The organism is Achromobacter sp. AONIH1 (genome assembly GCF_002902905.1).
In the GTDB taxonomy this organism is placed as follows: Bacteria; Pseudomonadota; Gammaproteobacteria; order Burkholderiales; family Burkholderiaceae_B; genus Achromobacter.
In genome coordinates, this window is the sequence record NZ_CP026124.1 from 3,249,520 (window position 1) to 3,268,492 (window position 18,973).

21 protein-coding genes are annotated in these 18,973 nt (G+C 68.0%); 16 read left to right on the plus strand and 5 right to left on the minus strand.

Going from position 1 to position 18,973, the window contains the following annotated elements:
* Positions 1-21: 21 nt before the first annotated feature.
* The 9 genes from sucD (at position 22) to ppa (ending at position 8,014) form a co-directional block, all read left to right on the plus strand.
* Positions 22-903: a succinate--CoA ligase subunit alpha gene (gene sucD / locus C2U31_RS14880; RefSeq protein WP_006388410.1), complete on the plus strand. Its 882-nt coding sequence runs from the start codon at positions 22-24 to the stop codon at positions 901-903.
* A 279-nt stretch (positions 904-1,182) separates the two neighbouring features.
* A complete protein-coding gene (locus tag C2U31_RS14885) occupies positions 1,183-1,881 on the plus strand; it encodes a TerC family protein (protein ID WP_103273467.1) in 699 nt (232 codons plus the stop codon).
* Positions 1,882-2,001: 120 nt separating this feature from the next.
* Positions 2,002-2,721, plus strand: a complete 720-nt coding sequence (locus C2U31_RS14890; protein WP_103273468.1) for a TerC family protein — start codon at positions 2,002-2,004, stop codon at positions 2,719-2,721.
* Positions 2,708-2,830, plus strand: a complete 123-nt coding sequence (locus C2U31_RS31130; protein ID WP_255414623.1) for a hypothetical protein — start codon at positions 2,708-2,710, stop codon at positions 2,828-2,830. Before C2U31_RS14890 ends, C2U31_RS31130 begins: the two co-directional genes overlap by 14 nt.
* A 6-nt stretch (positions 2,831-2,836) precedes the next feature.
* On the plus strand, positions 2,837-3,781 hold the full coding sequence (gene hemC / locus C2U31_RS14895; RefSeq protein ID WP_103273469.1) for a hydroxymethylbilane synthase: 945 nt from the start codon (positions 2,837-2,839) through the stop codon (positions 3,779-3,781).
* Positions 3,781-4,590 (plus strand): uroporphyrinogen-III synthase, encoded by an 810-nt coding sequence (locus tag C2U31_RS14900; protein ID WP_103273470.1) that lies wholly within the window; start codon positions 3,781-3,783, stop codon positions 4,588-4,590. The genes hemC and C2U31_RS14900 overlap by 1 nt, the downstream gene beginning before the upstream one ends.
* Positions 4,591-4,627: 37 nt before the next feature.
* Positions 4,628-5,836 (plus strand): uroporphyrinogen-III C-methyltransferase, encoded by a 1,209-nt coding sequence (locus C2U31_RS14905; protein ID WP_103276381.1) that lies wholly within the window; start codon positions 4,628-4,630, stop codon positions 5,834-5,836.
* 5 nt (positions 5,837-5,841) lie between these two features.
* On the plus strand, positions 5,842-7,452 hold the full coding sequence (locus C2U31_RS14910; RefSeq protein ID WP_103273471.1) for a heme biosynthesis HemY N-terminal domain-containing protein: 1,611 nt from the start codon (positions 5,842-5,844) through the stop codon (positions 7,450-7,452).
* Between the two features lie 31 nt (positions 7,453-7,483).
* Positions 7,484-8,014 (plus strand): inorganic diphosphatase, encoded by a 531-nt coding sequence (gene ppa, locus C2U31_RS14915; protein ID WP_103273472.1) that lies wholly within the window; start codon positions 7,484-7,486, stop codon positions 8,012-8,014.
* On the opposite strand, the gene C2U31_RS14920 is transcribed toward ppa, so the two are convergent.
* The 4 genes from C2U31_RS14920 to C2U31_RS14935 form a co-directional block, all read right to left on the minus strand.
* Entirely contained in the window at positions 8,015-8,851 is an 837-nt protein-coding gene (locus C2U31_RS14920) for an IclR family transcriptional regulator (protein WP_103273473.1), read from the minus strand. It lies immediately after the preceding gene.
* A gap of 12 nt (positions 8,852-8,863) precedes the next feature.
* Positions 8,864-9,631 (minus strand): SDR family NAD(P)-dependent oxidoreductase, encoded by a 768-nt coding sequence (locus C2U31_RS14925; protein WP_103273474.1) that lies wholly within the window; start codon positions 9,629-9,631, stop codon positions 8,864-8,866.
* Complete coding sequence (locus C2U31_RS14930; protein WP_103273475.1) at positions 9,628-10,839, minus strand: ABC transporter substrate-binding protein; 1,212 nt, start codon at positions 10,837-10,839, stop codon at positions 9,628-9,630. The genes C2U31_RS14925 and C2U31_RS14930 overlap by 4 nt, the downstream gene beginning before the upstream one ends.
* A 141-nt stretch (positions 10,840-10,980) precedes the next feature.
* Positions 10,981-11,379, minus strand: a complete 399-nt coding sequence (locus C2U31_RS14935; RefSeq protein ID WP_103273476.1) for a cupin domain-containing protein — start codon at positions 11,377-11,379, stop codon at positions 10,981-10,983.
* A 307-nt stretch (positions 11,380-11,686) separates the two neighbouring features.
* Here C2U31_RS14935 and C2U31_RS14940 point away from each other — a divergent pair, with 307 nt between their 5' ends.
* The 7 genes from C2U31_RS14940 (at position 11,687) to C2U31_RS14970 (ending at position 17,151) form a co-directional block, all read left to right on the plus strand.
* Positions 11,687-12,466, plus strand: coding sequence for an SDR family NAD(P)-dependent oxidoreductase (locus tag C2U31_RS14940; RefSeq protein ID WP_103273477.1), 780 nt, complete (start codon positions 11,687-11,689; stop codon positions 12,464-12,466).
* 11 nt (positions 12,467-12,477) lie between these two features.
* Entirely contained in the window at positions 12,478-13,239 is a 762-nt protein-coding gene (locus tag C2U31_RS14945) for an ABC transporter ATP-binding protein (RefSeq protein WP_103273478.1), read from the plus strand.
* Positions 13,239-13,931 carry an ABC transporter ATP-binding protein gene (locus C2U31_RS14950; protein WP_103273479.1) on the plus strand — a complete coding sequence of 231 codons (693 nt, stop codon included), beginning with the start codon at positions 13,239-13,241 and terminating at the stop codon, positions 13,929-13,931. The genes C2U31_RS14945 and C2U31_RS14950 overlap by 1 nt, the downstream gene beginning before the upstream one ends.
* Before the next feature lie 12 nt (positions 13,932-13,943).
* Entirely contained in the window at positions 13,944-15,821 is a 1,878-nt protein-coding gene (locus tag C2U31_RS14955) for an ABC transporter permease (protein WP_103273480.1), read from the plus strand.
* Positions 15,821-16,132: a Dabb family protein gene (locus C2U31_RS14960; RefSeq protein WP_103273481.1), complete on the plus strand. Its 312-nt coding sequence runs from the start codon at positions 15,821-15,823 to the stop codon at positions 16,130-16,132. Before C2U31_RS14955 ends, C2U31_RS14960 begins: the two co-directional genes overlap by 1 nt.
* A 150-nt stretch (positions 16,133-16,282) precedes the next feature.
* Positions 16,283-16,978, plus strand: coding sequence for a fumarylacetoacetate hydrolase family protein (locus tag C2U31_RS14965; RefSeq protein ID WP_103273482.1), 696 nt, complete (start codon positions 16,283-16,285; stop codon positions 16,976-16,978).
* Positions 16,979-17,019: 41 nt separating this feature from the next.
* On the plus strand, positions 17,020-17,151 hold the full coding sequence (locus C2U31_RS14970) for an entericidin A/B family lipoprotein (protein ID WP_103273483.1): 132 nt from the start codon (positions 17,020-17,022) through the stop codon (positions 17,149-17,151).
* Between the two features lie 98 nt (positions 17,152-17,249).
* Here C2U31_RS14970 and C2U31_RS14975 read toward each other — a convergent pair whose 3' ends face one another.
* Positions 17,250-18,956: a PhoH family protein gene (locus tag C2U31_RS14975; protein WP_103273484.1), complete on the minus strand. Its 1,707-nt coding sequence runs from the start codon at positions 18,954-18,956 to the stop codon at positions 17,250-17,252.
* Positions 18,957-18,973: the final 17 nt, after the last annotated feature.

Sequence of the window (18,973 nt, forward strand, 5' to 3'; positions counted from 1 at the left end):
AGTAATTCCAAGGATTTGCAAATGTCGATTCTGATCAACAAGGACACCAAGGTCATCACCCAGGGCATCACGGGCAAGACGGGCCAGTTCCACACCCGCATGTGCCGTGAGTACGCCAATGGCAAGGCCGCCTTCGTGGCTGGCGTGAACCCGAAGAAGGCGGGCGAGGACTTCGAAGGCGTGCCGATCTTCGCGTCGGTCAAGGACGCCAAGGCCGACACCGGCGCCACCGTGTCCGTCATCTACGTGCCGCCCGCGGGCGCCGCCGCCGCCATCTGGGAAGCCGTCGAGGCCGAACTGGATCTGGTGATCTGCATCACCGAAGGCATCCCGGTCCGTGACATGCTGGAAGTCAAGAACCGCATGAAGGCCAAGGGCAGCAAGACCCTGCTGCTGGGCCCGAACTGCCCCGGCCTGATCACCCCGGACGAAATCAAGATCGGCATCATGCCGGGCCACATCCACCGCAAGGGCCGCATCGGCATCGTCAGCCGCTCGGGCACCCTGACGTACGAAGCCGTGGCGCAAGTCACCGAACTGGGCCTGGGCCAATCCAGCGCCGTGGGCATCGGTGGCGATCCCATCAACGGCCTGAAGCACGTCGACGTGCTGAAGATGTTCAATGACGATCCCGACACCGACGCCGTCATCATGATCGGCGAAATCGGCGGCCCGGACGAAGTGAACGCCGCCCAGTGGGCCAAGGACAACATGAAGAAGCCGGTCGTCGGCTTCATCGCCGGTGTCACCGCTCCTCCCGGAAAGCGCATGGGCCACGCCGGCGCGCTGATCTCGGGCGGCGCCGACACCGCCGACGCCAAGCTGGAAGTCATGGAAGCCTGCGGCATCCGCACCACGCGCAACCCCTCCGAAATGGGCAAGCTGCTCAAGTCGGTGCTGTAAGCCACTTACAGTCGCGCGTAGAAAGAAAGCCCGCCTCGGCGGGCTTTTTTTCGTTCGCTCGCCGCATGAAAGGGCGCGCTGCCTAGGGAAATCCCCCGTTCAAACCGCGTTCGCCCAAACATACGGAAAGCTGAACGAAACTATAATGAAAGAAATCCTTTGCGTACCCAGCAAGAATGCCGTCGGGCTCGCGCCAAGACGGTCAGTGCGCTCTGTTTGTCTACATTCATCCATTCATTTGGTTTGTCCTAGGGGGATCACGTCTAGGAAAGAGAGGGTATGGAACTCAGTTCAGCGGCATTCTGGATAGCGCTGCTCCAGATCATTTGGGTCAACATCCTGCTGTCGGGCGACAACGCCGTGGTGATCGCGCTGGCCGCGCGCTCGCTGCCTGCGCAGCAGCAGAAAAAAGCGATCGTGATCGGCTCGGCCGCCGCGATCATCATGCGTATCGTGCTGACCCTGGTCGCCGCGAAACTGCTGCTGTTGCCGTGGCTCAAGCTGATCGGCGCGCTGCTGCTGGTCTACATCGGCGTCTCGCTGCTGTTGCCGGAAGGCGAGGACGAGGGCGGCGGCCATGCGCAAGGCAATCTGCTGACCGCGATCCGCACCATCATGATCGCCGACCTGGTGATGAGCCTGGACAACGTGGTGGCCGTGGCCGCCGCGGCCATGGGCGACACCACCTTGCTGGTGCTGGGCCTGGCCATCAGCATTCCGCTGGTCATCTTCGGCAGCACGCTGCTGCTCAAGGTCATCGAGCGCTTCCCGGTCATCGTCTGGGTGGGCGCCGCGCTGCTGGGCTTCATCGCGGGCGAGCTGCTGGTTGGCGATCCGGCGCTGCAGGAACCCGTGGCGCGCATCGACAGCGCGCTGGGCGTCACGCAGCACAGCTTCGAGCTGATGGCCGGCGTGCTGGGGGCGCTGCTGGTGCTGGCCATCGGCAAAATCATGTTGGCTCGGCGGAAAGCTGACTGAAAGCTGAATTACAATAATCTGTTGTTTTGAATTTCCCCGCCGCGCGATCGACGCGGCGGGTTCAGCCGGACCGGGACCGGCTATTCTTTTGTGTGCAAATAATGCCTTCGGGGGTTCAAAGTGCTTGAGTTTTTCCAGACGCTGAGTTGGGCAGCGGTATTCCAGATCATCCTCATCGACATCCTGCTCGGCGGCGACAACGCCGTGGTCATCGCGCTGGCGTGCCGCAACCTGGAACCCAAGCAACGCATGCAGGGCATCCTGTGGGGCACCGCGGGCGCCATCATCCTGCGCGTCGTGCTGATCGCCTTCGCCCTCACGCTGCTGGCCGTTCCCTTCCTGAAGGTCGTCGGCGGCCTGCTGCTGGTCTGGATCGGCGTCAAGCTGCTGGTCCCCGAGGATGACGCGCATGGCAACATCAAGGGCGGCACCTCCATCGCCGCCGCCGTCAAGACCATCATCATCGCGGATTTCGTGATGAGCCTGGACAACGTCATCGCCATCGCCGGCGCCGCCCAGAACGCGCACGCCGACCACCAGATCGGCCTGGTCGTGTTCGGCCTGATCGTCAGCGTGCCCATCATCATCTGGGGCAGCACCCTGGTGCTCAAGCTCATCGACCGCTATCCGCTGGTCGTCACTTTCGGCGCCGCGCTGCTGGGCTGGATCGCCGGCGGCATGCTGATCACGGACGTGGTTGTCGTGAATCAATTCGGCGAGCAGCCGACTGCGGTTAAAATTGCGGCTGAAATCATCGGCGCGCTGGTCGTGGTCGGCCTCGGCCGCTGGCTGGCCAGCCGCAAAACCGCAAGCAAGGAATCCGCACATGAGTCTGCGTAGGACTGTCGACCCCCAGCAATCCGAATCGGGCCTGAGCCTGCTTCAGGGCCTGTTCGTGCTGGCCATCATCGGCGTGGTTGCGACGGTCATCGTCTCCAACTTCGTTTGATGACTCGTGTCCCAACCGCAACGCCTGGTCATCGCGACCCGCGCCAGCCGGCTTGCCCTGTGGCAAGCCGAGCATGTGCGCGACCGGCTGCGCACGCTGTATCCGGCGTGCGCGGTTGAACTCCTCACCCTGACGACCCGGGGCGACCAGATCCTGGACCGCACACTGTCCAAGGTGGGCGGCAAGGGCCTGTTCGTCAAGGAACTCGAAACCGCCTTGCTCGACGGCCGCGCCGATCTGGCCGTGCACTCCCTGAAGGACGTGCCGGTCGATCTGCAGGCCCCGTTCGAGCTGTGCGCCGTGCTCGAGCGCGCCGACCCGCGCGACGCCTTCGTCTCCAACACCTACGCCACGCTGGCCGAGCTGCCGGCGGGCGCCGTCGTAGGCACGTCCAGCCTGCGCCGCGAGGCGCAGATCCGCGCGCGCCATCCGCAGCTGGCGGTCAAGCCGCTGCGCGGCAACCTCGACACCCGGCTCGGCAAGCTCGATCGCGGCGACTACGACGCCATCGTGCTGGCCGCCGCGGGCCTGGAACGCCTGGGCCTGGGCGGGCGCATCCGCAGCCTGCTCGATCCGGCCGTCAGCCTGCCGGCGGCGGGCCAGGGCGCGCTCGGCATCGAGATCCGCGACGACCGCGACGACATGCGCGCCTGGCTGGCGCCGCTGGTCAGCGCCGGCACGCGTGCCTGCGTGCTGGCCGAACGCGCCGTGTCGCGCGAGCTTGGCGGCTCCTGTCAGGTGCCGCTGGCCGCCTTCGCCGAACTGAACGGCGACGCGCTGTCGCTGCGCGCGCTGGTGGCTTCGCCGGATGGCGTGCGCATGGTGCGCGCCGAGCGCAGCGGCCCGGCGGCCGAGGCCGAGGCGATCGGCGTGGCGGCCGCCCGCGAACTGCTGGACGCGGGCGCGGCCGCCATCCTTCAAGAACTGCTGCAAGACGACCGGCCCGCGTGATGGCCGACCCCAGCGCCGCCATGCCGCCGCTCGCGGTGCTGACGCGGCCCTCGGGGCGCAACGAGGCCCTGGCCGCGCGCCTGCGGGCGCACGGCTGGGAAGCCTGCGTGCTGCCCGCGCTGGAGATCCTTCCGCTGGATTGCCTGGAGGGGCTGCCCATGCCGGAAGACTACGACATGGTGGTCTTCGTCAGCGGCAACGCGGCGCGCCTGTACCTGGACCAGCTGACCCGCGCGCGCGGCGGCTTTTCCTGGCCCCCGGCCGTGATCGCCGCCACTGTCGGCCCGGCCAGCGCGCAAGGCCTGCGCGAACTGCCCGGCTTTGGCGCGAATACAACAGTCCTGCATCCGCCGGCCGACGCGCCCAGCCACGATTCCGAAGCCCTGTGGGCCGTGCTGCAAGGACTGCCCGCGCTGCCCGCGCGCACCTTGCTGGTGCGCGGCACGCAGGGCCGCGACTGGCTGGGCGACACCCTGGCCGCGCACGGTGTGCGGGTGGCGCGACACGCCGCCTACGACCGGCAGCCCGCGGTCTGGGAGGCGCAATCGCTGGCGCCGCTCAAGCGCAGGGCCGAAGCCGGGCTTCCCGCCACCTGGCTCATCACCAGCGGGGAGGGCGCCGACGCCGCGCTCGCCAATCTGCGGGCCGCCGGCCTGCAAGCCTGGTGGGAAGGCTGCGGTTTCGTGCTGACGCATCCGTCCTTGGCCAGGCGCGTCGGCCGCCCTGGTCATGACGAGAGCGGCGCGGCGATGGTAAAAATCTGCTTGCCCAACGACGACTCGATTTTCCAGGCATTTGTTGCCGCTTGATTCGTTGCTTCGGACCAACACCGAATACAATCGCGTCATGACAGAGAAGACTCCCGCTACCGATCCGGCCGCCCAGGCGGCCGTCCAGGGCGCCGGCGCGCCCGCGTCGGCTCCGGCCAGTTCCGCGCCAGCCGGCTCCACTGCCTCCGCCGTCCGTCCGGCCAAGCGCGGCAACGGCCCCATGCTCACCGCCCTGGCCATCGCCATCGCGCTGGCCGCCGGCCTGGGCTACGCGCTGTGGCAGCAACGCACGCAATTCATGAGCGCCGGGCGCGAAGTCGCCCAGCGCATCGACACCCTGTCCTCCGATCTGGCGCAGGCGCGCCGCGACACGCGCGAAGCGCTGGCCCTGGCGCAGGCCCAGGCTGGTCGCCTGGGCGAGCTGGAAGACACGGTGCGCGAGACCCAGAGCCAGTACCACGCGCTGCAGCAGGCCTGGCAGAACTTCAACGACAGCGCCAGCGACGAACTGCTGGCCAACGATGTCGAACGCCTGCTGACGCTGGCCAACCAGCAGCTGCGCCTGGCCGGCAACGTCTCCAACGCCATCGTCGCGCTGGAAACCGCCCAGGCGCGCCTGGCGCGCGCCGACCGTCCGCGCTTCTCCAGCCTGCAACAGGCCATCAACGGCGACCTGGACCGCCTGCGCGCGGTCTCCACCGTCGACATTCCCGCCCAGGCCGCCCGCATCGAGCGCCTGAGCGTGCTGATCAGCAAGGCGCCGCTGCTGGTGCCGGACGTGGCCGCGCAAGCCGTGGTGCCCGCCGGCCAGCCCGTGGCCGCCTCGGCGCCCGCCGTCGATCCGCAGGCCGGCCTGCCCGCCGACGCGCCCTGGTGGCAGCGCTGGCGCGCCGAGATCGCCTCCTGGCCCGGCCGCGCCGGCTCGGCCCTGGCGCATGAGCTGGGCGGCCTGATCACCATCCAGCGCGTGGACGAACCCGCCGCGCTGCTGCTGTCGCCCGAACAGGCCGACCAGCTGCGCGGCACGCTGCGCCAGCGTCTCCTGACCGTGCAACTGGCCATGCTGATGCGCCAGCCCGCCGTCTGGAAGAGCGAACTCGACCATGTCGGCGGCGCGCTGGCCAAGTATTTCGACGGCCGCTCGCCCGATACCGTCGCCGCCCAGAACGTGGCGCGCGAACTGGCCCAGATCGACATCGCCGTGCGCATGCCCGAGGTGGCCGACAGCCTGAACGCCGTGGCCGCCCTGCGCGCCGCCGGCTTCAAGACCAGCGGGCAGGACTGAGGCCTATGCGTACCTGGTTCTGGACCCTGCTGCTCGCCGTCGTCGCCGTTGCCCTGGCGGTGGTGCTGCGCTCGCATTCGGGCAATGTGCTGCTGCTGGTATGGCCGTGGCGCATCGAGATGTCGCTGACGCTGGCCGTGCTGCTGATCGTCGCTGCTTTCGTCGTGCTGTACGTGGGCCTGCGCGTGCTGGCCTGGCTGCTGGCCATTCCCGACCGCGTGCGGGTCTGGCGCGGCAAGCGCGCCCAGGCGCGCGACCACGAACTGCTCGAGCGCGGCTGGATCAGCCTGCTGGAAGGCCGCTATTCGCAAGCCGAGAAAGACCTGACCCGCCTGCTCGACCAGACCAAGGTGCAGACGCGCCGCGTGCTGGCCGCTTTGTCCTCGGCGCGCGCGGCGCACGGCTTGAGCGAGTTCGATCGCCGTGATCGCTTCCTGGCCAGCGCCCAGGAACACGCCGGCACGGACCCCGGCCTGCTGGAAGCCACCGCCACCGTGTCCGCCGACATGCTGCTGGACCAAGGCCGCGCCGAGCGCGCGCTGGCCGTGCTGGCGCCGCTGGCCGACGGCGGCGCCCGCCACCTGCACACCATGCGCCTGTTGCTGCGCGTGCATGCGGCGCTGAATCACCACGACCAGATGTTCTCGCTGGCGCGCGCGCTGGTGCGTCGCAATGCCTTGCCGCGCCAGGAGGCCGACCAGCTGATCGACGCCTCCGGCGCCGCCCGGCTGCGCGCCGCGGCCGCCAACGACGGCTGGCGCGCCATCTGGAAAGACCTGAAGGCCGAAGAGCGCCTGCTGCCCGAGATCGCGCTGGCCGGCGCCGCCGCCTTCGAAGCGGCGGGCGAGGCGGCCGAGGCTGCCCGCGTGCTGGAAGCGGCGGTCGCCGTGAAGTTCAATCCCGCGCTGGTCGCGGCCTACGCCCGCTGCGACGCCTCGCAGGTGTCCCGTCGCCTGGCGCGCGCCGAGTCCTGGCTGCAATCGCGTCCGACCGATCCCGAGCTGTTGACGGCCCTGGGCATGCTCTGCCTGAACGGCCAGCTGTGGGGCCAGGCCGAGCGCTACCTGCTGCGCAGCGTCAGCCGCCGCAACGACGCGCAGACTCACGCGCTGCTGGGCAGCCTGTACGACCGCCTCGAGCGTCCGGCCGACGCCGTGCGCCACTGGCGCCTGGCGACGGCCGCCAGCATGGCGCTGCCGGTGCTGGCCACCGACGCCGCGCTGCCGGCCGCCGACACGGGTTCCGATCCTTACCGCGTGGACGCCGAGGGCGGCTATGCGGTGGGCCTCGCCGACCTGGACGACGAGACCGGCCCGGTCTCCGGCTACGCGGCCCTGCCGCCCGCCGCGACCGTCGCCGACTATGTGCTGGATCCCGACGCCCGCGTCAGCAAGGAACAGCACGACCGCGCGCTGGCGCCCGAAGACGCGCCGCTCGCCGGCGGCACCAGCGACTTCGACGAGTATTTCGACAGCGCGCCGCTGCCGGCGGCCGCTTTCGAGGACCCGGTGCCCACGTACGCGCCGGCGCCGCCCGCGGCTGCCAAGCCCGCGGCCGCCCCGGCCGCTCCCGTGCCCGACACCAAGCCGCCGTTCAAGAACGACGGCGAGCATTGATTATTTCCTCAGACACTCACAAGGTTGAACCATGAGCCTCGATCGCGTCTCCCCTGGCAAGAAGCTGCCGGAAGACTTCAACGTCATCATCGAAATCCCCATGAACGCCGACCCGGTCAAGTACGAGGTCGACAAGGAAACGGGCGCGATCTTCGTTGACCGCTTCATGCTGACGGCCATGCATTACCCGTGCAACTACGGCTACATCCCGCAGACCCTGTCGGAAGACGGTGACCCCGCCGACGTGCTGGTCGTGACTCCGTTCCCGATCCAGATCGGCGCCGTGGTGCGCTGCCGCGCCATCGGCGTGCTGGAAATGGACGACGAGTCGGGCGGCGACGCCAAGCTGCTGGCCGTGCCGATCGAAAAGCTCTACCCCCCGTACCGCAACATCAAGTCCTACGAAGATCTGCCGACGGAAGACATCTCCCGCATCCAGCACTTCTTCGAGCACTACAAGGACCTGGAAAAGGGCAAGTGGGTCAAGGTCAAGGGCTGGAAGGGCGTGGCGGCCGCTCACGAGGAAATCCTCAAGAGCGCCGAACGCCACAACAAGGCCTGATCAGGGTTTGGTCCGGGCCGGCGTCGCGCCGGTCCGTGTCCGCATGCGGCGCGGCCGCGACGGCATGATGCCGATCGCCGCCGCGCCGTTGCTTTGCGGGGCCAGCAGATTCTCGGACACCTGGGCGGCCGCCGCCTGGATGTGGGTCTTGAGCGCTTCCAGCCGCTGCGCCGTGGTGCGCGCCTGCGAGGCGATGAACACCAGGCTGCCGACCACTTTCTGGTCGGGGCTGAAGATCGCCGCGCCGATGCCCATCAGGCCACGATCGACCTCGCCGTGCGAGACGCACACGCCGGCGGCGCGCAGCTGCTTCAGGTTGGCGCGGAATTCATCCCAGTCCTCGCCCAGGCCGGCCTCGCGGATCTCGGCCGCGTGCCACAGCATCAGGTTGCGCAGCTGGTAGGGCGGCAGATTGGCCAGGATGGGCTTGGCCGTGGCGCCGCGGAACATCGGGAAGGGCCGGCCGCGCGCGTAGCTCGATTCGATGGAGTCGTCGGTCCAGTAGCGGTCCACGCACATGACCTTGTCGCCGTAGTAGCTGCACAGCATCAGGTTGGCGTGCAGTTCGTCGCCGGCGGCGCGCATCACGTCGCGGGCCGCTCGCATCAGCGGATCGTGCTGGCGCAGGTGGCGGTCCAGCTCGATGATGCGCGAGCCCAGTACATAGGCGCCGCCCGAGGTGGGGGCCAGCAGCCCGCTTTCGGTCAGCGACTTCAGGTAGCGGTAGGCGGTCGCGCGCGAGCACTCCAGATGCTCCATGACGTCTTCCTGGAAGGCGGCGGTGGTGTCGTCGCGGAACAGGTCGAGGATGGACAACATGCGGTCTGGAGTGCTCATTGCTGCGCGCGCCTAGTGAATGTGGAAGCCGCCATTGACGTCGACCACGATGCCGGTGGAATACGAGGACAGGTCCGATGCCAGGAAGAGAATGGCCTGGGCGACCTCGGCGGGCGAGCCGAAGCGTTGCAGCGGAATGCCTTGTTTGAGTTCTGTTTCCCAATTTTCGCCGAATTTGCCCAGCGTCATGTCCGTCTCGATGATGCCGGGCGCGACGCAGTTGGCGCGCACCCCGCGCGGGCCCAGTTCGCGGGCCAGCGCCTTGGTGAAACTGATGACCCCGCCCTTGGACGCGGCGTAATGCGAGCCGCCCAGAAGCCCCCCGCCGCGCAGCGCGGCGGTGGAACCCAGGTTGACGATGGCCGGCTTGCGCTCGCTGGCCAGCAGGGCGGGCAGGGCGGCGCGGGTGACGTTGTAGGTGCCGGTCAGGTTCACGTCCACCATGCGCCGAAACTCGTCTTCGGGCAGGTCCCAGATGCGGGTGGCGGCGACGATGCCGGCGTTGTTCACCAGCACGTCGATGCCGCCCAGCGCCTCTTGCGCCCGCGCCATCGCCGCCTCGCAGGACGCGCCGCTGGATACGTCGCAATGCAGCGTCACGGGGCCGCCGCCTTGGGGGCCGCCGGCGTCATCGTCCGGATAGTCGCGGTCCAGCACGGCCACCGCCGCGCCATGCTCGATGAAGAGCCGGACGATCGCCGCGCCGATGCCACGGGGGTTGGCGCCCCCCGTGACGACGGCGCGCTTGCCGGCCAGCAGTTGCGGGACGCCACCGCTCATGGCTTCACCAGAGGGCAGTTGCCCTGCGCCAGCGGACGGAATGCCTGCTCGGCGGGGATCTTGCGCACCAGGTTGTAGTAGTCCCAGTCGCGCTTGGACTCGGCCGGCGACTTGACCTTGAACAGGTACAGGTCGCGCATCACGCGGCCGTCCTCGCGGATGCGGCCGTTCTCGGTCATGAAGTCGTTGATGGGTGTGTCGTGCATCTTCTTGAGCACGGCCTCGGACGCGTCCGTGCCCGCCGCCTTGACCGCGTTCAGGTAGTGCATGGTGGCGCTGTAGTTGCTGGCCTGCACCATCGACGGCATGCGGCCGGTGCGCTTGAAGTAGCGCTCGGACCAGACGCGCGTCTGGTCGTTCAGGTCCCAGTAGAACGGCTCGACCAGGTTCAGCCCCTGCGCGTATTCCAGCCCCACGCTGCGCACGTCGACGATGCTCATGAACAGCGCGGCCACGCGCTGCTTGCCGCCCATGATGCCGAACTCGAACGCCTGCTTGATGCTGTTGATGGTGTCGCCGCTGCCGTTGGCCAGGCCGATCACCTGGGCCTTGGACGCCTGTGCCTGCAACAGGAAGGACGAGAAGTCGGCGTTGGCGATGGGGTGGCGCACGCTGCCCAGCACCTGGCCGCCCTTGCTCTTGACCACCGCCATCGCGTCGCGTTCCAGCGAGTGGCCGAAGGCATAGTCGGACGTGATGAAGAACCAGCTCTTGCCGCCGTCGTCCATGACGCCGCTGGCCACGCCTGTGGCGTAGGCATAGGTGTCGTAGGTCCAGTGCATGCCGTTGGGCGAGCAGGCCTTGCCGGTCAGGTCGGCCGAGCCGGCGCTGGTGAAGATCACCACGCGCTTCATCTGCCGCGTCAGGTCCTGCACCGCCAGCGCGATGGCGGAGTTGGGCACGTCCAGGATCATGTCGACCTTGTCGTTCTCGTACCAGCGGCGGGCGGTGGCCACGCCGATGTCCACCTTGTTCTGATGGTCGGCCGAGATCACTTCGATAGGCTTGCCCAGCACGGTGCCGCCGAAATCCTCGACCGCCATCTTCACGGCCTCGACGCCGTACTTGCCGGACAGGTCGGCCATCATGCCGGACTGGTCGCCCAGCACGCCGATCTTGACCACGTCGTCCGAGACCTGGGCCTGGGCGGACCAGGCCAGCGCGCCCAGCGCGCAGGCGGCCAGGGTCTGTTTGAATGCTTGCTTCATGGTTGTCTCCTCTTGGGGGTGCGATGCCTTGTGGCCGTCGCGCGTCTTGCCAGTCGCGAAAAAACGATGGCGGCAAGCCCGCGCGCCGGCCGGCCATGGCCGGATCCGCCGCCCTGTGCCGGACGGTCGGAACAACAAGGGTTACTCCAGCGTCTGGCCGGCGTAGCCCTCGATGAACAGATTGGGTTTCAGGAAAAAGCTCAGCACCAACGCGCCCCGCGGCGCGCGCGCCACGTGACGATTGCCGCGCGGACGCCACACGTAGTTGCCGGCGCTGACCTCGCCCTCGGCGTCCACGATGGAGCCTTCCAGCACATAGGTCTGCTCGACCTCGACGTGCTCGTGCAGCGGCAGCTCGGTGCCGGGCTGCCAGCGGAACAGGGCGGTCAGGAGGCCGCTTTCCTTGTCCTGCATCAGCACCTTCATGTCGATGCCTTCGACCTGCGTGGGCTTCCAGGGCAATTCATCGACATTCAGGAAGCGCGAGGCCAGTGGCGGCAGCGCGTTGGCTGCCGGGCAGCCTGGGGTTTCGAGGGCCATGTTGTCTCCTAGCCAGAACTCGTTATGGAAGATAAACCAAAAATCTTGTTATTGAGTGTTTAAAAATAGTCGCGTATATTGAGATTTATGTCAACGCCGATTTGTCGAAGAACAGACGGCAGGCATGACCGGACACGGCAGGAATAAAGATCCGGCGAACAATGCTCATCCTCGGGGCAGCGGCGTCACAGGTATGGGGCGCCGCCCCATCGGGGCAGCGTGGAGCCGGCCTTGCCGGTCCGCTGCCGCGTCCCCTGCGGGAAGCGCGTAGCGCTTCGGGGGTGGGCTCCATACAAGGAGACATGGCTTGAAGAATGATTATCTGGACCAGGCCTTCGGGCTGGGGGGACGCGTGGCGCTGGTGACGGGCGCGGCGCGGGGACTGGGGTACGCCATCGCTCTGGCGCTGGGCCGGGCCGGGGCGAAAGTGGTCGTCAACGACCTGTCCGCGCAGGCCTGCGACGCGGCCTGCGAACGCTTGAACGCGGCGGGCATCCCGGCGCGCGGCGCGCCGTTCGACGTGGCCGACGGCGAGGCCGTCGCGGCCGCGCTGCGCGAGCTGGAGGCGGCCGGATGGGCGCCCGACGTGCTGGTCAGCAACGCTGGCAACCAGAACCGCAAGCCCGTGGTCGAGATGACGCCGGCCGAATGGCAGGCGCTGCAGAACGTGCACGTCAACGGCGCTTTCAACTGCGCCCGCGCGGCGCTGCCGGGCATGGTCCGGCGCGGCTTCGGCCGCATCGTGCTGATGTCGTCCGTGGCCGGGCAGGCCACCATGCCCAACATCGCTGCCTACGCCACGGCCAAGGGCGCCATCGCCGCCTTCGCGCGGGCGCTGGCCGTGGAATACGGCGGCAGCGGCATCACCTGCAACGCGCTGGCGCCGGGCTTCGTGCGCACCGACTTCACGCAGGGGCTGCAGGACAATCCGCAGTTCCAGTCCTTCCTGTCCACGGCGGTGCCGGCCGGACGCTGGGCCGAGCCGGACGATATCGCGCCGGCGGTGGTGTACCTGGCCGCGCCGGGCGCGGCCTTCGTCAACGGCCAGGTGCTGGCGATCGACGGCGGCCTGCTGGCGCGCATGTAGGGGAGGCCGCCATGAGCGAACAAAACGTGCTGTCCGCCCGGGGGCTGGTCAAGCGCTTCGGCGGCTTTCGCGCCGTCGACGGCGTGTCGCTGGCCCTGCGGGAAGGCTCCATCCATGCCTTGATCGGCCCGAACGGCGCCGGCAAGACCACCTGTTTCAACCTGCTGACCAAGTTCCTGTCGCCGGACGAGGGCGAGATCCGCTACCGGGGCCGCGACATCACGTCGCTGGCGCCCGAGCAGATCGCCCGGCTGGGCATCGTGCGCTCGTTCCAGATCTCGGCCGTGTTCCTGGGCCTGACCGTGCTGCAGAACATGCGCGTGGCGCTGATGCGCCAGCATGGCGATGGCATGCGCTTCTGGCGCAGCCGCCGCAGCGTGGACCGCTTCAACGCGCGCGCGCTGGAACTGCTGGCCGCCGTCGGGTTGGATGACCAGGCCGACACCATCGCCGCGCTGCTGCCCTATGGCCGCAAGCGCGCGCTGGAGATCGCCATGACGCTGGCGCTGGACCCGGAGATCATGCTGCTGGACGAGCCCATGGCCGGACTGGGGCAGGAGGACGTGGCGCGCATCGCGGCGCTGATCCGGCGCGTGTCGGCCAAGCGCAGCATCCTCATGGTGGAACACAACCTGTCCGTGGTCGCGGACCTGTCCGACACCATCACCGTGCTGGCGCGCGGCGCCGTGCTGGCCCAGGGCGACTACGCCGCCGTGTCGCGCGACGAGCGCGTCATCACCGCCTACATGGGCGCGCAAGAGGAGGCGCACTGATGCTGTCCATCAACAAGCTCAACGCCTGGTACGGCGAATCGCATGTGCTGCACGGCGTGGACATCGAGGTCAGGCGCGGCGAGCTGGTCACCATCCTGGGCCGCAACGGCGCCGGCAAGACCACCACGCTGCGCGCCATCATGGGCATTCTGGACAAGCGCAGCGGCTCGATCCGCCTGAACGACCAGGAAACCATCGCCATGGCGCCGCACCGCATCCCGCGCCTGGGCGTGGTGTATTGCCCGGAAGAGCGGGCCGTGTTCCGCAGCCTGAACGTGACCGAGAACCTGATGCTGCCGCCGAGGCTGGCCGACGGCGGCATGACGCTGGACGAGATCTACGCGCTGTTCCCGAACCTGCGCGAACGCAGCGCCAGCTCGGGCGGCAACCTGTCCGGCGGCGAGCAGCAGATGCTGGCCATCGCCCGCATCCTGCGCACCGGCGCCCAGCTGATCCTGCTGGACGAGCCGACCGAGGGCCTGGCCCCGGTCATCGTGCAGCAGATCGGGCAGGCCATCCGCACGCTCAAGCAGCGCGGCTTCACCATCGTGCTGGTCGAGCAGAACTTCCGCTTCGCGACCAAGGTGGCCGACCGCCATTACGTGATGGAGCATGGCCGCGTGGTCGACCAGATGTCGGCCGACGAGGCGCGCAATGATCCGGAGCGGATCACGCGCCGCCTGGGTGTCTGAGGGGAGATTTCCGTGTTCGAAATATTCGGCGTGCCGTCCACGGCACTCTTCGGCCAGCTGCTGCTCGGCCTCATCAATGGTTCCTTCTACGCCTTGCTGTCGATCGGCCTGGCGGTGATCTTCGGCTTGCTGAACATCATCAACTTCGCCCACGGCGCGCAGTACACCGCGGGCGCCTTCCTGGCCTGGATGCTGCTGAACTACGTGGGCGTGAACTACTGGGCGGCGCTGGTGCTGGTGCCGCTCATCATGGCCGTCTTCGCCGTCGTGACGGAACGTCTGCTGATCTCGCGCACCTACCGCATGGATCATCTGTACGGGCTGCTGCTGACCTTCGGCATCGCGCTGCTGATCGAAGGCGGACTGCGGCAGGCCTATGGCGTGTCGGGTCTGCCGTACACCATCCCCAAGGCGCTGTCCGGCGGCGTCAACCTGGGCTTCATGTTCCTGCCCTGGTATCGCGGCTGGGCCGTGCTGGTGTCGCTGGCGCTGTGCCTGCTGGTCTGGGCGCTGATGGAGAAGACCCGCATCGGCGCCATGCTGCGCGCGGCCACCGAGAATCCGGTGGTGGTGCGCTCGTTCGGCATCAACGTGCCTTTGCTCATCACGCTGACCTATGCGCTGGGCGTGGCGCTGGCCTCGGTGGCCGGCGTGATCGCGGCGCCCATCTACCAGGTCAGTCCCATGATGGGTTCGAACCTGGTGGTGGTCGTGTTCGCGGTGGTGGTGATCGGCGGCATGGGCTCCATCATGGGCGCCATCGTCAGCGGCTTCGGCCTGGGCGTGATCGAGGGGCTGACCAAGGTGTTCTACCCCGAGGCCGCCAACCTGGCGATCTTCATCATCATGGTGCTGGTGCTGCTGTGCAAGCCGGCGGGCCTGTTCGGCAAGCCCTTGCAGGTGCAGAACGTGCTGGCCGCCGAGGCCACGCGCGAACCGGTGCAGCTGGGCCGGCGCGCCATGCGCGTGGCCATGGCGGCGCTGGCGGTGCTGGCGCTGGCCGCGCCCTGGTTCGTGTACCCCACGTTCCTGATGAAGGTACTGTGCTTCGCGCTGTTCGCGGCGGCGTTCAATCTGCTGGTGGGCTATGTGGGGCTGCTGTCCTTCGGCCACGCGGCCTTCTTCGGCGCGGCGGCCTACGCCACCGGCATCGTCATGAAGCTGCTGGGCGCCACGCCCGAGCTGGGACTGCTGGCCGGGGCGTTGACTGGCGGGCTGCTGGGGCTGGCCTTCGGCGCCATCGCCATCCGCCGCCAGGGCATCTACTTCGCCATGATCACGCTGGCCCTGTCGCAGCTGGTGTACTTCATCGCCGTGCAGGCCGGCTTCACCGGCGGCGAGGACGGCCTGCAAAGCGTGCCGCGCGGCAAGCTGTTCGGGATCTGGGACCTGGACGGCGTCATGCCCATGTACTACTTCACGCTGGCCGTGTTCGCGCTGGGCTACGCCTTCGTGCTGCGGGTGCTGAACTCGCCTTTCGGCGAGGTCATACGCTCGGTGCGCGACAACGAACAGCGCGCTCGCTCGCTGGGCTATTCCACGTCGCGCTACAAGCTGCTGGCCTTCACCTTGTCCGCCTCGCTGGCCGGGCTGGCCGGCGGTCTGAAGGTGCTGGTGTTCGGCGTGGCCTCGCTGACCGACGTGCACTGGCACGCCAACGGCGAAGTGGTGCTGATGGCGCTGCTGGGCGGCATCGGCACCGTCTTCGGCCCGCTGGCCGGCGCCTTCACCTTCGTGTCCCTGCAGAACTACCTGGCGCCGCTGGGGTCCTGGGTGCTGATCGTGCAGGGCGCCATCTTCGTGCTGTGCGTGCTGCTGCTGCGCGACGGCATCATGGGCCTGATCTCGCGTCTGTGGCTGGCCGCAACCCGATCCAGAAAGGAGTCCTGATGTTTCTTCATGTCGTCATGCTGAGCCTGTCCGCCGACGCGGACGCGGGCTTCCACGAACGGGTGCAGGGCTATTGCCGCCGCATCCTGGCCGAATGCGACGGCGTCGCGGCCTATGCCTTCCGCGCCAACGAGGCCTCGCGCGCCGACGGGCTGACGCACGCGGTGGTCGCCGCGTTTGCCGACAGCGCGGCGCACGACCGCTACCAGGTCTCGTCCGCGCACCAGGAAATGAAGGCCTACATGGCCGGTTTCATCGCGCGGCTGGTGGTGTTCGATGGGGATATCCCTGGGTTCAAAACGCCCGCATGAGCGCTTCCGCCCTGGCCGGAAAGGGATAAACTTCCGGATGTTTCGCGCGCCGCCCCGCTGTAACCCCAGAGCGGAGCGGCGGCCATTTCCTCAGGTTCCGTCATCCGCGCGCCGATACCCGGCCGCGCGCTCGTCATAGGTTGAGTCAGCATGGACTACGTATTGCCTCCTTCCCCGCAGACCTCGGTTCCCGTCGTCGGCAGCAGCGCGCGCTTTCCGGTGCGCCGTGTCTATTGCGTCGGCCGCAACTACGCCGAGCACGCCAAGGAAATGGGCTTCACCGGCCGCGAAGACCCGTTCTTCTTCTGCAAGCCCGCTGACGCCGTGCTGAACGTGGCCGACGGCGAAACCGGCAAGATGCCTTACCCGCCCAAGACGTCCAACCTGCACTACGAGATGGAGCTGGTCGTGGTGCTGGGCAAGGGCGGCCGCGATATTCCGGTCGAGCAGGCCAACGACTGCGTCTGGGGCTATGCGCTGGGCCTGGACATGACCCGCCGCGACCTGCAGGGCGAAATGAAGAAGCAGGGCCGCCCCTGGGAAGTGGGCAAGGCCTTCGACCAGTCCGCGCCGCTGGGCCCCATCCATCCGCGCAGCGCCGTGGGCACGCTGGACAAGGGCGCCATCTGGCTGGACGTGAACGGCCAGCGCAAGCAGTCCAGCGACATCTCGCAGATGATCTGGAACGTGCCGGAAAGCATCGCCTACCTGTCGGGCCTGTTCGAGCTGCAGCCGGGCGACATCATCTTCACCGGCACGCCCGAGGGCGTGGGCGCCGTCGTCAAGGGCGATGTCATCACCGGCGGCATCGAGGGGCTGGGCGAACTGCGCGTGCAGATCGTTTAAGCTGGGCGCCGTTTCCCTTTCACTTGATCAGGAGTTCCAGCATGCGCGGGAAGATTGTGTTGACCGCCTTCGTGGTGTTCGGTTTCGTGCTCGCCGGGTGCAACACCATGGCCGGCATGGGCAAGGACGTGTCGCGGGCCGGCAACGCCATCACCAACGCCGCCGAGAAGTAAGCCGGCGGCCGCCGCGCCCGCTCTCCTGGACGCGGCCTCAAAGAAAAAGCCCCTTGAGCGGATCAAGGGGCTTTTTTGTTGCCAGACGGAACGCCAGGTCAGAGCACGTCGCCCGCGTAGTCCGCCAGCCGCGAGCGCTCGCCGCGCTGCAGCGTGACGTGGCCCGCGTGCGGCCAGCCCTTGAAGCGGTCGACCACGAAGGTCAGGCCCGAGCTGCCCTCGGTGAGGTAGGGCGTGTCGATCTGGGCGATGTTGCCCAGACAGATCACCTTGGTGCCGGGACCGGCGCGCGTGACGAGCGTCTTCATCTGCTTGGGCGTCAGGTTCTGCGCCTCGTCGATGATGAGGTACTTGTTGAGGAAGGTGCGGCCGCGCATGAAGTTCAGCGACTTGACCTTGATGCGCGAGCGGATCAGGTCCATGGTGGCGGCCCGCCCCCAATCGCCGTTGCCTTCGCCTTCGCCCATGTTCAGCACGTCCAGGTTGTCTTCCAGGGCGCCCATCCAGGGCAGCATCTTTTCCTCTTCGGTGCCCGGCAGGAAGCCGATGTCCTCGCCCACCGGCACCGTGACGCGGGTCATGATGATCTCGGTGTAGCGCTTGGTCTCCAGCACCTGGGTGATGCCGGCCGCCAGCGCCAGCAGCGTCTTGCCCGTGCCTGCCTGGCCCAGCAGCGACACGAAGTCGCATTCCGGGTTCATCAGCAGGTTCATGGCGAAGTTCTGCTCGCGATTGCGCGCGGTGATGCCCCAGACATTGTTCTTGCCGTGGGTGTAGTCGCGCAGCGTGGCCAGCACCGCCGTCTTGCCGCTGACCTCGCGCACCTGCGCGTACAGCGGCATCTGGCCTTCGAAGTAGACGAACTGGTTGACCACGAACTGCGCGCACAGCGGGCCGTGGATGCGGTAGAACGTGGTGCCGCCCTGTTGCCAGGATTCGACGTTCTTGCCGTGCTTGTTCCAGAAGTCTTCGGGCAGCTGCATCACGCCCGAGTACATCAGGTCCGAGTCTTCCAGGACGTGGTCGTTGTAGTAGTCCTCGGCCGCCATGCCCAGCGCGCGGGCCTTCAGGCGCATGTTGATGTCTTTCGACACCAGCACGACCTCGCGCTGCGGGTACTTCTCCTGCAGCGCCCGCACCACGCCCAGGATCTGGTTGTCGGCCTTGCCCATGGGCAGGTCCGAGGGCAGGGTGCTGTGGATGGCCGTGGTCTGGAACATCAGGCGGCCGGTGGCGTCCTTGTTGCCCAGCGCCGACAGCTCCAGGCCGTCGTCCAGCTGCTTGGCGTCCTGCACCAGCGCGTCCAGCGAGCGGCTGACCTGGCGCGCGTTGCGCGCCACTTCGGACATGCCCTTCTTTTGGTGGTCCAGCTCTTCCAGCGTCATCATCGGCAGGAAGATGTCGTGCTCTTCAAAGCGGAACAGCGAGCTGGGATCGTGCAGCAGCACGTTGGTGTCCAGCACGAACAGCTTGCTGGGCGCGTTCTGCGCGCGCGCCTTGGCGCGCTTGGCCGGCGCCGGGGCGGCCTTGACGGGGCGCTCGGCGCGGGCGGCCGGCGCCGCGGGGGCGGGCGGCGGCACCTGGCGGGCGGGCGCGGGAATCTGGGACTTGCCACGGGCGGCCGGGGCGGCCATGCCGTCCAGCTCGGGCTGGACCAGCAGGTCGTCGTCGTCCTCGGCAAGGGCGGCTTGCGTGTTGGACCGCGCAGCGGCGGTCTTGGTGCTGCGGCCCTGCGCCCGGGCGTTCTCGCCCGAGGGGAAGGTCAGGATAGCTGCGGGGCGGGTAGGCAACTTCGGAAGCGGCATATGAGTCACTCTCCAGT